Origin of the sequence: Microseira wollei NIES-4236 (assembly GCF_020521235.1) — a bacterium.
GTDB lineage: Bacteria > Cyanobacteriota > Cyanobacteriia > Cyanobacteriales > Aerosakkonemataceae > Microseira > Microseira wollei.
Genome location: NZ_BLAY01000022.1, coordinates 1 through 15,228 on the forward strand (window position 1 = coordinate 1; position 15,228 = coordinate 15,228).

15 protein-coding genes are annotated in these 15,228 nt (G+C 46.9%); 6 read left to right on the top strand and 9 right to left on the bottom strand.

The features are described from left to right. Positions 1 to 145: 145 nt before the first annotated feature. Together MiSe_RS50830 and MiSe_RS09270 are read right to left on the bottom strand one after the other, a co-directional pair. Positions 146 to 277 (bottom strand): hypothetical protein, encoded by a 132-nt coding sequence (locus MiSe_RS50830; protein WP_264196420.1) that lies wholly within the window; start codon positions 275 to 277, stop codon positions 146 to 148. A 199-nt stretch (positions 278 to 476) separates the two neighbouring features. Further along, the gene (locus MiSe_RS09270) at positions 477 to 1,511 is read right to left on the bottom strand and encodes a hypothetical protein (RefSeq protein ID WP_226577873.1); all 1,035 of its coding nucleotides are present in this window, start codon (positions 1,509 to 1,511) and stop codon (positions 477 to 479) included. Positions 1,512 to 1,738: 227 nt separating this feature from the next. On the opposite strand from MiSe_RS09270, the gene MiSe_RS09275 reads away from it, so the two are divergent. Further along, positions 1,739 to 2,110: a hypothetical protein gene (locus tag MiSe_RS09275; protein WP_226577875.1), complete on the top strand. Its 372-nt coding sequence runs from the start codon at positions 1,739 to 1,741 to the stop codon at positions 2,108 to 2,110. Between the two features lie 129 nt (positions 2,111 to 2,239). Here MiSe_RS09275 and MiSe_RS09280 read toward each other — a convergent pair whose 3' ends face one another. The 3 genes from MiSe_RS09280 to MiSe_RS09290 form a co-directional block, all read right to left on the bottom strand. Next, positions 2,240 to 3,181 (bottom strand): alpha/beta fold hydrolase, encoded by a 942-nt coding sequence (locus MiSe_RS09280; protein ID WP_444980474.1) that lies wholly within the window; start codon positions 3,179 to 3,181, stop codon positions 2,240 to 2,242. Positions 3,182 to 3,204: 23 nt separating this feature from the next. Then, positions 3,205 to 3,690, bottom strand: coding sequence for a DUF4112 domain-containing protein (locus tag MiSe_RS09285; protein WP_226577881.1), 486 nt, complete (start codon positions 3,688 to 3,690; stop codon positions 3,205 to 3,207). A gap of 245 nt (positions 3,691 to 3,935) precedes the next feature. Continuing rightward, a complete protein-coding gene (locus MiSe_RS09290) occupies positions 3,936 to 4,808 on the bottom strand; it encodes a YihY/virulence factor BrkB family protein (RefSeq protein WP_226577884.1) in 873 nt (290 codons plus the stop codon). Between the two features lie 44 nt (positions 4,809 to 4,852). On the opposite strand from MiSe_RS09290, the gene MiSe_RS09295 reads away from it, so the two are divergent. Then, a complete protein-coding gene (locus MiSe_RS09295; protein WP_226577887.1) occupies positions 4,853 to 5,476 on the top strand; it encodes a hypothetical protein in 624 nt (207 codons plus the stop codon). Here MiSe_RS09295 and thrC read toward each other — a convergent pair. Further along, positions 5,421 to 6,512, bottom strand: coding sequence for a threonine synthase (gene thrC, locus MiSe_RS09300; protein WP_226577890.1), 1,092 nt, complete (start codon positions 6,510 to 6,512; stop codon positions 5,421 to 5,423). The genes MiSe_RS09295 and thrC overlap by 56 nt on opposite strands. Before the next feature lie 436 nt (positions 6,513 to 6,948). On the opposite strand from thrC, the gene MiSe_RS09305 reads away from it, so the two are divergent. From MiSe_RS09305 to MiSe_RS09320, 4 genes are all read left to right on the top strand, one after another. After that, positions 6,949 to 7,125, top strand: coding sequence for a hypothetical protein (locus MiSe_RS09305; RefSeq protein ID WP_226577893.1), 177 nt, complete (start codon positions 6,949 to 6,951; stop codon positions 7,123 to 7,125). A gap of 1,303 nt (positions 7,126 to 8,428) precedes the next feature. Beyond that, the gene (ltrA, locus tag MiSe_RS09310) at positions 8,429 to 10,201 is read left to right on the top strand and encodes a group II intron reverse transcriptase/maturase (RefSeq protein WP_226577896.1); all 1,773 of its coding nucleotides are present in this window, start codon (positions 8,429 to 8,431) and stop codon (positions 10,199 to 10,201) included. Positions 10,202 to 10,261: 60 nt separating this feature from the next. After that, positions 10,262 to 10,885, top strand: a complete 624-nt coding sequence (locus tag MiSe_RS09315) for a DUF2396 family protein (RefSeq protein WP_226577899.1) — start codon at positions 10,262 to 10,264, stop codon at positions 10,883 to 10,885. 169 nt (positions 10,886 to 11,054) lie between these two features. After that, positions 11,055 to 11,999, top strand: coding sequence for a glycosyltransferase family 8 protein (locus tag MiSe_RS09320; protein WP_226577902.1), 945 nt, complete (start codon positions 11,055 to 11,057; stop codon positions 11,997 to 11,999). On the opposite strand, the gene MiSe_RS09325 is transcribed toward MiSe_RS09320, so the two are convergent. From MiSe_RS09325 to MiSe_RS09335, 3 genes are read right to left on the bottom strand one after another with little or no spacing between them, the layout of a single operon-like run. Continuing rightward, positions 11,996 to 13,231 (bottom strand): glycosyltransferase family 4 protein, encoded by a 1,236-nt coding sequence (locus tag MiSe_RS09325; RefSeq protein WP_226577905.1) that lies wholly within the window; start codon positions 13,229 to 13,231, stop codon positions 11,996 to 11,998. The genes MiSe_RS09320 and MiSe_RS09325 overlap by 4 nt on opposite strands. A gap of 48 nt (positions 13,232 to 13,279) precedes the next feature. Further along, positions 13,280 to 14,242, bottom strand: coding sequence for a GDP-mannose 4,6-dehydratase (locus MiSe_RS09330; protein ID WP_444980475.1), 963 nt, complete (start codon positions 14,240 to 14,242; stop codon positions 13,280 to 13,282). Between the two features lie 42 nt (positions 14,243 to 14,284). Beyond that, positions 14,285 to 15,208, bottom strand: a complete 924-nt coding sequence (locus MiSe_RS09335; protein WP_226577911.1) for a glycosyltransferase family 2 protein — start codon at positions 15,206 to 15,208, stop codon at positions 14,285 to 14,287. Between the last annotated feature and the right edge of the window lie 20 nt (positions 15,209 to 15,228).

Below are 15,228 nucleotides of genomic sequence, written 5' to 3' on the forward strand. Positions count from 1 at the left end.
ACCGAGATATTTAGGTTGCCCTGCCCCTACAGATCCGATCCCCCCTAACCCCCCTTGCTAAGGGGGGAACCGGAGAAGTTAAAGTCCCCCGCTGTGTTGGGGGATTTAGGGGTATCTGTGACAGATTGAAAGGAAAACCGTATAACTAGGAATCAGAAACAATTCTCAGACCCACAGTGCGATCGCCGATATCATCGAGTAGTAGCACAGCATGATTAACGTTATGAGAATAACCGAGATATCCCAGTTGCCGTGCCCCTACAGATCGCTGTGACATGCTCGAGGCGCTGACCAGTTGTAGTAGCACAGCACGATTAACGTTATCAGAATAACCGAGATATTTAGGTTGCCCTGCCCCTACAGATCCGATCCCCCCTAACCCCCCTTGCTAAGGGGGGAACCGGAGAAGTTAAAGTCCCCCGCTGTGTTGGGGGATTTAGGGGTATCTGTGACAGATTCAAAGGAAAACGGTATAACTATGAATCAGAAAGAATTCGCAAACGAATCGTGCGATCGCCCATATCATCGAGGGGTACTTCTATTACCTCACCAGAGAGGCGTTCGATGCAAGTAATCAGCGATCGCAAGCTAGGCGTACTCGCCCCCGTATCCACGTATAACCGATCTGCCAAACTGCCCAAACGCTTCCAAGTTGTATAAAGTTTGGCGATACTTTGTTCCAACTGTGCGGCTTGTTTTACTAAGTCGGAAGCCGTATTTAAACAGCCCAAACGCATCGCTTCAGATAGCGCCATTTCCACATCGACGGAAGATTGATTAATCGCTTGCACTTGCGCCGCAGCATCGAGATATTTAGCTAGATTGCGCGCATCTGTAGTTGCTTGTTTAAGAGTATCTACAGTGGGATTTGTTGCCACATCCACTTGCAAGGCGCTGACGTGAGAGTCGGGTAATTTTTCTAACTCTTTTACCAGGGGGGCGAGGTAGCGAGAGGGAATAGAACGATCTGCGGCTTTTTCTTTAACTTCATCGGGGAGTAACTCGGAAGACATCGCCGTCCATTCATCGGTCAATTGCTTTACTTCTCGCCTCGTAATGCGATCGCCTTTTTGCGCCGCATCCGCTACCAGTTGTTGAATTTCCGGAGAAGATTTAGCCGTTTCGACAAATGCGCGCTTGCTGAAATTTTTGATTGCCGTCGGATCTAAATGTCCCTCTTTCAACAAAGTATCGGCACTATTGGCGAGTTCGATTAAAGAATAAGCCTGACTTTTGCCAATTTCGCGGTTTTTCAGCCAATTAAGAAAGCCCGTGCCTCTACCGTCGCCGGTTTTTTTCTCGCGATCGCGCACCGCCCGTAATATTTTCCCGCGCCAGATATCCGTTTGCAAGTCGAAGCGATCGCACACCAGCCAAGCATTTTCCACCTGCTGCTGAAACAGATCGTCCGAAATTTGATCGTCTTCCGGATCGGGTAGTTGAAACGTAATATCGCCTAGCCCTTCGAGGGCAGATGCAAAACCGTTGCCAGACTTGGGAGATTGAACCATAGCCGCAGGGGGAACAGTAACACGCTACCCGTAGTATAGGGTATGGGATGTCCGCCCTATTTATAGAGTTTGTTTAGATTGTGATTATCGCATGTTTTGGGAATGGGGGGAAGACTTCGCGAACTCTCTGGGAAGGCGAATCGTTGTCTCAAGCCTCGATCTTTAGGTAAATTAGGCAGGAAACGACAGTTTCTATGACTTCTGTGGTGAAAAAGAGAAGAGGAAAAATGCTGCAATATAAACTCATACCCCCAGCAGGCAGATACGTACAAGTTTCTATTTGTTTGAACCGCGTTCACCTAGATGGACTGACTCCCGATGCGGCGATCGCTAAACTAATTGAGATGGGATATACCCCGGAAATTCGCTACCAGTTAAATCCCCAGCGTCAGGAATTCGATTTGTATGCAGTTATCCACGAAAAACACATCACTGAGTCCGAAATGACTGTAGAAGCGTGCCAGCGTCTTTGGAGTGTTTTTAGCAATAATTCATTGCTCTATGTGATCGGATGCGAAGCGGATCGCGATCGGGATTGGATTGCTTTGTGGGATTTGGAAAAAGAAATTTCTCCTCCAGTCAAACCCGTTGCAGTTTAATACCAAGCGATCGCACTTGCCAAAAGCTGAGCGATCGCCAGCAAAGTTAAAATAAACAATCGATTAACAGGAGTTTCTGCGAACTTTAATTAATTTTATTCATTTTTAGGCTCACGTCGCAGTTGTTCCTCAAGCTAATCCCAAAATACCCGTATCCCGCAGAAACTCAAGAATTTCTGCATTCACCGCCTCTGGACTCCCCGCCGCTGCATCGTGACCGCAATTTGAGATAATCTTTAATCTGGAACTGGGTAAGCAGGCGTGCAATTTCTCGCCATTTTTAACGGAAAACCATTTATCTTGTTCTCCCCACAAAATCAGCGTTGGACAATTAATATTCGGTAAGTTAATTTGAATTCTACTAATCATATTTGGTTCATTTTTAAGCAAGCGCTCAATTTCCTTTGCTGATTGTTGTAACTCTTCAGCCAATTTAGTAACTCCATTGGGAAATTCAAGATACGGGTAAGTTATCCAGTAAACTTCTTCAAATGTCATTTCATCCGGATTGGCTAAAACTTCACGACGCTCGATTGCTACTGCTGTCCAAACTAAGGGAGTAAATAATTTTGCCAGTCGTAAGTTATCAACAATCCGTACTAAATCTAGCGATAAATTAGACAACAAACGCATCCAGCGATTCGGTAATCGTTCTGGAAAAATCGGGACGTTGATGACAATTAATCGCTCAAATAATTCTGGATATTCTGCTGCAACTCCCAGGGATACCAATGCCCCCAGAGATTGGGAAACAACGATAGCAGGTTCGTTGCATAAAGATTCAATAATGCGCTTGGTTTCGATAATTTGATGACCAATCTCTTCTGAATATTCGGGTTTATCAGAAAAGCCGTGTCCTTTGGCATCAAAACAAATCACGCGGAAATGTTGCGATAGCGAGTCGATACTGTAACGCCAACCATAACTCCAACTACCGATGCCGTGCATTAAAATCAAGGGCTTTCCCGTTCCTTTTTCGCCGTAAGCAATTTGAACGGGATAGCCGCTAGCGTCGGTAATGGTTAATGTTTGACGACCATTGGGGAATGTGCTTTGCCACCAATCTTTCATCATTGGTAATAGGTAATTGGGTGTTAGGTGCCTGTGACAAGTTTGAACAATTGGGTGAGGATAAAGACGCCGGTAAAGGATATAGCGATCGCCACCAATACTACTCCACCTAAAAGCAGATAGACAAGCCAGATGTCTGTCTTTTGACGATTGTAGGGAGAACGCATATGCGCTTCCAACAAAGCCATATTTTTGCTGTTAGCTTTCCAGGCGACATCGACTAAATCTCCCAACAGGGGTATCGTTCCTACGAGGGAGTCTAACAGAATATTCCAGACCATTCGTACCAAAGTTGGTCGCGGTACGCCTAACTGCGCGGCTTGCAGTACGATGTAAGCTGAAAGAATCGCTCCCAGGGTATCTCCTCCGCCTGGAAGCAATCCCAAAAGCGGATCGATACCAACGCGATAGTTTGTACCCGGAATCGCAACGGCATTATCCAGTAAATCGCTAAACTGGCGCAGGCGTCTTAAAACAATGGCTTTGGATTGATCGCCGGGATTGGACATGTTTTGCTTGTTCTCTAATTTGCCATCAGAAACTCGGTTTCTAGATTAGTTTACCCGTTTGGGTTGGCGCTGTACATCTATCAACAGGCAAAGACTTATTCTATGCCTTTAGGATTGGTGTTGCGTTGACCTAGTCTAACCAACATACTGATATGGAATCCCTTTTTTTAACCGCCAAGACGCCAAGGACGCCAAGAAGAATTGTAGAGAGTGAAACCCACTATGTGAAGGATTACTACTTAGTTCTAACTTTTCTGCCGCATGGATTCGCCGACGGTAACGTTCAACTGACCGCCAAATAACATTACCAACGAACTTAAATTTAGCCACAGCATTAAGACAATAAAGGTTCCTACAGCGCCGTAGGCGGCGTTGTAATTACCGAAATTTGTGACGTAAAGCCGAAACAAACTCGATAAGATCGCCCAAGATATTGCTGCTAAAATCGCTCCTGGTAGAATCGGGGTTCCTTTCTGCCAGCGACTGGGGCCGTAGCGGTAAACAAAGGCGAAGGCAGAAGCGATGATAGCTAAACCCGCAGGCCAAGTCAAGAGTTGCCAAATTTTCAACAGTTGCGATTCTAGATTACCGCTTTGACTCGCTACCGCCTGCACGATTAGGTCGCTGATAAACATTAAAAAGGCAGCTACGATTAATAGTAAAATTGTGCCAATCGTCAGGCCAATCGAAACTAACTTGGCTTTCCAAAAAGGTCGCCGCTGTTGCAGGGGGATTTGATGAATTTCATCAAGGGCAGCCATTGCTGCACTCTGCGCCCCCGATGCCGTCCACAGGGCGACGATAAAGCTGAGAGAAAATAATCCTTGGTTTTGGCTTTTGCTGACGGTTTGGACAAAACCTTGAATTAAGAATAGCGCTTCGTGGGGAGCAACCTGACTGACTTGATAGGCGATGTCTCTTACAGTAAATCGTAACGAGGCAAACAATCCAATTGCGGTCAGGAGCGCCAAAATTGTCGGAAATAACGATAACATGGCGTTGTATGCCATCTCAGCAGCCAGACCTGGTAACCGCTGTTCGCCCGCCCTTTGGAAGGCTAGCTTCAGCGTTGCCCAGTTTAGGTGGCGAAAAAAACGGATAAAACGGGGAAATCCCATAGTTTTGATATAGCGAGTCAACTTAACCACTAACAACTAGAGAGATGAGTTACGACATCCAGCAGTGGATACTTGAAATTAAGTCGCTGCAACAGCAATTGGCAGATATGCAGCGCGATCGCGACGCCGCGCTTGACAGTGCAGCCAACTGGCGTCAACTCTACAATACCGAAGCGCAGCAGCGTCGCGATGAAGCTGTGCGAAGTCAGCAAACTATAGAAGCGCTAAAAGCCGAAATCCAGCAACTGCAAGCGGAAGTCAAAGGAGTCGAGAGGTTATCCGATCCAGGTGCGATTTCCGCCTCTGTGGAACAGATAGAGAATGTTCAAGAATTACAAGCTAAATTAATAGAAGTTTTAATAGAACGCGATCGCACAGCCCAAGCTTTAAAAGACGAACGTCTCGCCCACGATCAAACGCGGGAAAAATTAACCACCGCCTTGGGGGATGCGGTGGATGTCCTCACCAGCGTTCAGCGGCGCGGTCATACCCATACTGAGGAGGAGTCCATCGAGCAGAATCCTCCTGCCTCTACGGCGCTTCCAGGTGCCAGTCAACCCGTTCCTGGGTTAGCCAACACCCCCAAACCCGTTGCCGATTTACCCGCCTTCGTTAAAACCCCATCGCTGAAGCTACCGCCGACAAGACCGGCTCCACCCCGGTTTTAAACTGATTTTGGCAGTGTTTAATCGCCGTATCTGGGTCTTTCAGTCCATTTCCGGTGAGGACGCAAACGACTGTCGCCCCCGTGGGAACTTGGTCTTTGACTTTTAACAACCCCGCGACGGAAGCAGCAGAAGCAGGTTCGCAGAAAATGCCTTCCTGAGATGCTAGCAGGCGATAAGCGTCTAAAATTTCTTCATCGGTAACGGCATTAAACGCGCCCTGACTCGCTTGTTGGGCGGCTACTGCTTTTTCCCAACTCGCCGGGTTACCGATGCGAATTGCCGTTGCCAGGGTTTCCGGGTGCGCGACGGGGGTTCCGGTGACCAAGGGAGACGCCCCCGCTGCTTGAAATCCCATCATTCGGGGCAAGCGATCGCATTTTCCCGCTTGATGGTATTGACAAAACCCCATCCAATATGCTGTGATATTTCCGGCATTACCTACGGGGATGCACAGCCAGTCCGGGGCGTTGCCTAAAGCATCTACCACTTCAAATGCCCCGGTTTTTTGGCCTTCGAGTCGATAGGGATTGACTGAATTGACCAGGGTGATGGGATAACTTTCTGCCATTTCCCGGACGATTTCCAGCGCTTGGTCGAAATTTCCCTTAATTGCCAGGACTTCTGCCCCGTAAAGTAAAGCTTGGGCTAACTTACCCAGCGCTACGTAGCCATCGGGAATTAAGACAAACACCCGCATTCCACCGCGTCGCGCATAGGCAGCTGCGGACGCCGAAGTGTTGCCAGTACTGGCGCAGATGACTGCTTTTGCCCCTGCTTCCTTGGCTTTGGAAATTGCCATCGTCATCCCCCGGTCTTTGAAGCTGCCGGTGGGGTTAAGACCGTCGAATTTGACGAAAACGCGCACGGATCTGCCGATAATAGATGCGATCGCTTCAACCGGAATCAGGGGAGTATTGCCTTCCAGGAGCGTTACAACGGGCGTATTGGGCGTCACCGGCAGATAAGGCCGATACGCCTCAATCAGTCCAGGCCAAGCTTGTAGATTTGAGTCAGCAGGGGACAAACTAACAGTCACAGATAAATCGCTGGGTTAAAAAAATACGTGGGAATACCTTAGATTATCGTCTATACCCAAGTCAAATGGAGCAGGTGGGCTGCTTGTGCGGGTGAGCGGGTGTGCTTCAGGGGCAATTACCAATTAGCAATTAGCATAGGACTTACGCACGACGATCCTAGAAACCGGGTTTATTCGTCGATCTCTGGTTCCCAAACCAGGTGTGCTTCAGGGGCAATTACCAATTAGCAATTAGCAATGAGCCATTAGCAATGAGCCTATATAGCCCCTGGGAAAATTGAGCGAAATAACTTAATCGAGCTTTACATTCAGGGTACAATTACCAGGTGGTGTAACTAGAAAGTAATGACCAGACGAAGATTGCCCTGCAATCGTTGCTCTAAGTCTCTCTAGTGTCTTTGTGTCCAGTTATTGTCCTCCAAAGGAGTGAAACTCTATGTCAGTGGCATCAACTAATCAAACACGCCTAACGGAGTCGATGAAAAACCTTTACCAGGCAGATCAGCAAGTCAAATTCTTACACCTGCAAGCCGAAGTTGAAACCCTCCTAGTCCAGCTACAAGCGCTGAAACAGCAGCGTTTGACCGCCGCTGGAGTGCGAGAAGATAACTAAAACCAAGTTAACTAAAAACGCTTTGAAGTCCCCTACCATGCCTGTACCCATACCCGAAGCCAACCCGAAGGGTAGGGTCAGTGCAGGGTACGGCACCCCCCAAAGAGCTTGACTAAATAGCCAAATACTTTACTCTAGTTACTCATAGTTATTTATGGCGATAGTCTTGACTAGGGTGGAATTTTCTGCTATGTTTCTCAAAATGCCGAAAACCAAGGCTTAAAATTCTTTGGTTTGTAAACCACAGCCGCTGCAAAACTAACCAGCCTGTAAAAAAATCGAACGTTTGACTACGATTCGCTATTTTTTATTGGCAAAAAAAAGGTTGGACAATGGCTCCGGGGCAGGTTTTACCGACAGAAACCGGGTTTGTGTGCAAAATTGTGCAGCCAGGAAAGAGATCGTGGTCGAAACCCGGTTGCTGAAGCAACCGGGTTTCTGTGCAAAAAAATGGTCGAAACCCGGTTTCTGGTATCGTAAAACCCGCCCCTACCGATCTTAAAATAGGGTGTTGCTCACCCGAATCTACGCCTCTTGACTGTTGTCGCCGACTCCCTTGGTGGAAGCTCTAAGCAGACCCAAGAGAAATTACTTCTAATTGAATGGTGAAGCACAAGATAAGTTTAGCCAAGTTTTGTATAGCACATCGTAACAAAAGTTAGCGCGCTTTGGCGGGCGCGACCATTGGGGGTATGCCTACAATCGATAGGTAGATGTGCGATTCGTTTTGTGAGAAATGACTAAGTATTTTATAAAGGTCAAAGTCACAAGCTTGGAAGAAGAGGCGCAAGCCATCTGAACCACGATAACTAAATAGCCATGTGGGTGCAAAACCCACCCTCCAGGTGCAGGAGTGAAAGCATCACCCCCAGGTTCGCGATTAGTCATCAACACCTGAAGCGGGGTGAAAAGGTGGCAACACTAGAAGCCCAATCCGGTGACCATCGAGCAATCTATCCATGAGTAAAAGCTTCGGCTTGAAAACACGTTTGAATCGTCGTTAATCGAAACCAGCCGAATCAGGCTTACAGGCTGGAACCAAAAGGTCAAGGCTAGGGAATTGGCGACTCTCTATTCGACCAATAAGCACTTCCCATAAACCAGGCGAAGAGTGTTGCTCTAAAGATACACAATAACGAAGTAACCTCCCGTTGTTCTCCCGGAGGTCGAATACCGAGAGTAGGTGCTAACCATATACAGCGGCGAGGAGAGATTGGGAAAGAAGCGAAGGCCAGGGGTAATGCCCTGGATATGCAGACATTCCCACGGAGATTTAGAGATAGGGTCACAAGTAAGGGTATATATGTCCAATACGAGTTTAAAGACTACGGTGGAATGGCATTTGATTAACTGGCGCAAGCTAGAGCGTCAAGTGTATAAGCTCCAAAAGCGAATCTATCGAGCCTCTCAACGTGGCAACATAAAGCAACTTCGTAGACTTCAGAAGATGCTGATGAAATCTTGGTCAGCAAGAGCATTAGCGGTTCGCAGAGTTACCCAGGATAATACTGGGAAGAAGACGGCTGGTGTGGATGGCGTTAAATCGCTAACCTCAAAGCAACGTCCTGACCTGGTAAACAAACTGCGCCTGGGTTCCAAGGCAAGCCCGACCCGGAGAGTATGGATTCCAAAACCGGGAACGGAAGAGAAGCGACCCTTGGGTATACCTACAATGAAAGACCGCGCCTTGCAAGCGTTAATCAAACTGGCTTTAGAGCCGGAATGGGAAGCGCGATTTGAACCTAATTCATACGGCTTGGGACCTGGACGCTCATGTCACGACGCGGTTGCAGCTATCTTTGATGCAATCAGGTATAAAGCCAAATATGTGCTAGATGCCGACATAACAAAATGCTTCGACCGCATCGACCAGAGGAAACTGCTTGTAAAACTAAATACATTCCCAACCATGCGACGACAAATCAAGTCCTGGTTAAAATCGGGGGTGATGGATGGCAAAGAGCTGTTTCCCACATCTGAGGGTACACCGCAGGGTGGCGTCATTTCGCCACTACTTGCTAATATTGCCCTCCACGGGATGGAAAATCAGATAAAGCAATACGTTGGTTCTCTGAAATATCTTGACAAAAACAAGAAAAATAGGATGGACAGCGTTAGCCTAATTAGATACGCCGACGACTTTGTGATTCTCCACAAAGACATAACCATCGTCCAAAGATGTCAGACAATTATTTCTGAATGGTTAAAAGACATGGGTTTGGACTTGAAGCCCAGCAAGACCAGATTGGCTCACACTCTTAATCAAGTGGAAAATGAAAAGCCGGGGTTTAATTTTCTCGGCTTTAATATTCGCCAATTCTCTGTAGGAAAATACCACTCCGGTAAAAATACACAGGGACAAAAACTTGGCTTTAAGACCATCATCACCCCAAGTAAAGAAAAGGTCAAGGTACATTACGACAAAATCGACGATGTAATTAGCCGACATAAGGCAGCGCCCCAATCGGCGCTAATTGAACATCTCAATCCAATTATCAGGGGTTGGGCTAATTACTACTCAACTGTGGTAAGCAAGGTAACTTACACAGAATTAGATAACCTCATGTACCAGAAACTTCGAGCTTGGGCAAACCGCCGCCATCACAATAAAAGTAGGGGTTACATCAGTAGAAAATACTGGCAACCCATTGGCGGTAAGAACTGGGTATTCGCAACCAGGAAGGGCAAAAATCCCCTTCGGTTACTGTCACACGCTGACACACCAATAGTGCGACATGTGAAGGTCAAAGGCGAATCGTCTCCATACGACGGCAACCTGGTTTACTGGAGTACAAGAATGGGTAATAACCCGGAAATGCCCACAAGAGTGGCAACACTCCTGAAGAGGCAGAAAGGGAAATGCGCCCATTGCAAATTACACTTCCGCGAGGAAGATGTGTTGGAGATTGACCATATTCTTCCGAAATCGAAAGGTGGAAAGGATAGATACGATAACTGGCAACTCCTTCACAGACATTGCCACGACACAAAGACTGCCAGTGATGGTAGTCCTGGCAACAAATCTGGCTGTAACAGTGCCAAGCCTAAGCCGCGAGTTGAACCAGACTGGGTCTAGGAAAACGACATGCTGGCTACGAGGTGTGTGTGACAAACACTAAATCTACTGAGGAGCCGTGTGAAGCGAAAGTCTCAAGCACGGTTTTGGAGAGCAGCGGCTCTCGTGAGGGAGTCGCTGACTTTAATCCTTTGGTCTAGCAACTTCAGTTTTGAAGTTTTCTCAAAAATAAAGATTGGGATGAAACAGCTATCTAAGCGATCGCTATCGACCGCACCCGAAAGTCAACTCAGCTACTCTGGCACTTACACCTGTCCCGTCTGTCGTCACGGCGAAATCTCGGCAATGACCCTGACAGAAGCGTTTGCGTGTAACTTTTGCCACCATATTTTCACCGCCAACCTGCAAAAGCAGTTGATTCAGGTGGCAGATAGTTCTCAACCCATGACTTGGCGATGGACTGGACGCACCTGGAAGCCAACCCATCAGAGCGATACGGAACTCACGTTTATACTGTGGTTGGTAGCGATCGCTTTAATCGCCCTCCCGCCTTTTTTAGTTTGGCTTTCTGCGCACACCTTCCCACCTGAACCAGGTAGCACCGCCTCTTGGATTCCCCTGGTTTGGATCGGGTTAACTTTCCTATTCCACCTCGTTTTAGTCGGGTGGCTAATTGCAGAAGTTTATCAATTCCCCATTTATGCGGTTGTCAAAGTCAAGCTGCGGCAATGGCTGAGGCGTTAAGTGTAGATAATAATGTAAATTGTGGCAGTGGTAATTGGTAATTGTCAATATGCAGTTGCATTTTAATCCAATTACAAATTAGCCTAGTTTCCACGGAGCTGCCTGGGAATGCCATTACCACCGCCACATAAAAATAACCCAAAAGGCCGCGACAATTGCGTGGGTTCATATGACAATAATTAATTCAGACAAAGAGCCAATTGTTCTTGTCTTGGCTGCTGACAACAATTATGCAATGGCACTGGCGGCAACAGCCCGCTCAGTCATTGCTAATCTAAACCATAATAAAAATATTGAGATAGTCATAATTGATGGAGGGATTAAAGAATATAACAAAAAAAAGATTATTAAATCTATTAAAGAAAACAATGTAGAAATTAAATGGGTGAAGGCAGCTCCGGAAATTTTCAAAAACATGAAAGTTTACAAGCATTTTAGTAAGGCTACATACTATCGACTTTTACTCCCTAAAATCTTGCCGCTGGAGATTACAAAGGCAATCTATTTAGATACAGATATAATAGTAAAAGAAAATTTAGAAAACTTATGGAATATCGATATAGGGAATAACTATGTCTTGGCAGTAGAAGACATGTCAGTGCGTTATGTATCAGCTCCTAATGGATTGAAAAACTATGAAGAATTAGGCATAAAATCAGATGCAAAATATTTTAATGCAGGGGTTTTAGTCATTAATATTGAAAAGTGGCGCACTGACAAGAGCGGCGAAAAGGTTATTGAATATCTAGAAAAGTATCAAGAGCAGTGGCTGTGGTTGGATCAGGATGGATTAAACGCTGCTTTCGCAGGTCAATGGGGAGAACTAGATCCAAAATGGAACCAACAACCTAGAATCTATAAGTATGCGTCGTGGAAAGAGAGTCCCTACCAAGAAGATGTCTATCAAGATTTGAGGGATAATCCTTACATCATTCACTATTCCACATCGGGTAAACCCTGGAGTTTGGGGTGTAAACATCCAAAAAAAGATTTATTCTTCGAATATCTTGACAAGACAGCTTGGTCGGGATGGCGCCTTCATTTCTGGAGGCGTGTATGGCTAAAAGTGAAAATAGAAACATACCCCTACTGGAAGCATTTTTACCAAGCTTAGCGACAGTTTTGCAGCAAAACTTGCTCGTAGCGTTGACCAATTCGTTCCCAGGTGTATTCTGTTTCTACGAGCGATCGCCCATGGCGCGACAACTCGTCGCGCAGTTGGGGATTTTCCCATAACCGACTGATGGCTTCTACATATTCTTCCACGCGATTGGCGCGTAAAGCACGCAAAGGTACCCCATCCCCATCGACTGATAGTCCTTCTAAACCGCGATCGCTCGATACCACTGGCGTCCCAGCTGCCATTGCTTCTAAGGTTTTGTTCTTAATTCCATAACCTACCCGCAGGGGAATCACGCAAACGCTGCTATTATGCAGGTATTCTGCCATGGAGGGAACGCGACCCGTAACCATGACGCCGCGCCGTTCCGCGAGTGCCAATACCTCCGCCGCAGGACGGGTACCGACTATAGTGAAGGTGGCATCGGGGTAGCGCTTTTGCAGTTCGGGCAAAACTTCTAAGCTAAAAAAGCGCACAGCATCGATGTTGTGCGAGGCGTCCATGGCGCCGACAAATACCAAATTGTATCCACCTGGATCTTTGGGACGATAGGGAAACAACTCCAAATCTACCCCGTTGGGAATGACTTCGATCTGGGCATCCGGACGGAATTTGAGGAATTGCTGCCGGTCATCCTCGGTGGTGACGACAATACTGGAGAACTTGGTGCAGTAGCGTTTTTCGTAGCGCTCTAATAGTAAGGTGAGATAGACGCGATCGCGCAGAGCATTTGGCGATGCTCCCATTTCCAAGTGGTTGCGAGTCCAACCATAAACCGAACTATGGACGTTAACCACTGTCGCCACCGATTGGCGAAATTCAGGTCGGATGTAAATTTCATTCACGCTATGCTCGCAGGTGATGGCGTCACACTTTCCCTCCTGGACATAGGCATCCACCCAAGCCTGAATTTCTGGTGAATAACGATACAACACGTTGGGTGGCGTTGCTTTGATCGCTGACTCGGTAAAGCGTCCCACCTTACCCAACAAACTCGCAACGCCGCTTTTGGGTTTGGGTTCTGGCGGTAACGGAAAAATCACCAGGTTGCTGACCCAGTTTTGCAGTTCTTTGACTTCGGCATCTGAGACTCCCCCTTGGTCTTGAGTCACGAGGGTGACTTCATGACCCTGCTGCAAGTATTTCAGCAAATTAAAGGTTCTGATCTCAGTTCCTCCGCGACTCGGCGGATAGGGAAACGTAGAGGAGAGCATCAGAATATTCATATGTTGGGTCGGTGGTAATTTTAACAGCTAACAATTTCCGCGATTTAACTAAGAGCTAACTTTCCTCGCTTCTACCATCATTCGCACGACCTCTTTCATTTTATACTGCGCTTGCCATCCCAACTTTTCTTTTGCTTTAGCAGGGTTTCCCCGACTAATTGCCAGATCCGTAGGTCGCAATAAGCTGGCATCGGTTACTACATGCTCTTGCCAGTTTAAACCGAGACAGGCAAAAGTTTCTGCCACGAAATCTTCTAATTTGCAGCTAAACCCGGTGGCGATCGCATAATCATCCGGTTCGGGATGCTGTAATATTAAATACATCGCTTCCACATATTCTGGTGCCCAGCCCCAATCGCGCTCAATTGAAACATTGCCCAGATATAGCTTTTCTTCACTACCAGAGGCGATGCGACAAGCGGCGGCGACAATTTTTTGGGTGACGAACCTTTCTGGTCTTAACGGAGATTCGTGGTTAAAAAGAATACCAGAACACGCAAACAACCCGTAAGCTTCGCGGTAGTTGGCGACTTCCCAAAACGCCGCTGCTTTAGCGACAGCATAGGGACTTCTGGGGCGAAATGGGGTAGTTTCGTCGGCGGTATTATCGCCGATATCGCCGAAGCATTCGCTCGATCCGGCGTTGTAAAATTTGATTGGTTTGCCAGTAAAGCGAATTGCTTCTAGAAGGTTTAAAGTGCCTACGGTGATACTTTCAAGAGTTTCTACAGGTTGTTCAAAGGAAAGACCTACCGAACTTTGTCCAGCGAGGTTATAAATTTCATCGGGTTCGACTTTTTTGAGGACTTGCAGGACGCTGCGAAAGTCGGTGAGGACAACCGATTCTAATTTTAAGCGCTCGCGGATGCCCAAACGCACTAAATTCCCGAACGAGGACATTTGTGCATCCCGCGAAGTGCCGCAGACATCATAAGCTTGATTCAGGAGTAACTGCGCCAGATAAGCTCCATCTTGTCCTGATACGCCGCAAATTAGTGCTTTTTTCATCAGCTTTGGTAATTGGTAATTGGTAATTGGTAATTGGTAGATGTTTTATTTGTCTGATTTTTCTGGTAGGAGCATCGCTTTAATCGCTGCACTCAAATAACCGATCTGACAATAGCTATAGACTAAATTGTCAAAACGTAACGCTGGATCGCCCATATATTTTAAGGATTTATATAACCCTCGGATTAATCGATCGCCGCCGCTGACTAATTGTTTCACACCTGTTCTACCAGCGATGCGATCGCGGTAACATTCGCTAATACCTTGCCACCAACCTCGATTTAAAAACCAAGAGCGATCCATTCTTTCGGGGGCGACGTTGTGGGCTACAAGTGCATCGGGAAGATAGGCGACTTGCCAACCATTTTGCAGTGCTAATTCTGTCATGTACAATTCTTCATTAGAAAGCAAAGATTTGCCAATCCGTCCCAAGTTTGGATCGAACCCGCCAATTTGTGCTAAAAATTTTCGCCGGATGGAATAATTTAAACCTCTGGGAGTCAAACCGGGTTGGTTGATATAAACAACAGTATCCCCCAGATTGTAGAGTCCCAAATTGCCAGCCAATCCATCGGATAACCAAGGGGGCGGGGTTTTGCCATCGGGCCATAAAAGAGTAACTTTACCACCAGCAATGGCGAGTTTTTCGTTAGTTTCATAAGCTTTATAAAGCGCGCTCAGCCAACCGGGACTAGCAACGGCATCATCGTCAAGATAGGCGAGGATTTCGGCATTGGTAGCCTTAGCGCCGGTATTGCGCGCAGTGGATAGTCCCAAGACGGATTCGTAGATGTATTTAACTTGGGGGCGCGCGGCGACGATTTCGCGCGTGCGATCGCCAGAAGCATTATCCACCACGATTACTTCATAATCCGGAAAATCCTGCACGAGTAAGCTATCAATCGCAGCACCTAGATATTGCTCTCGATTGTGGGTACAGATAATCGCACAAATTCTATGGTTTGACATAAACCGATGTTCTAGTAATC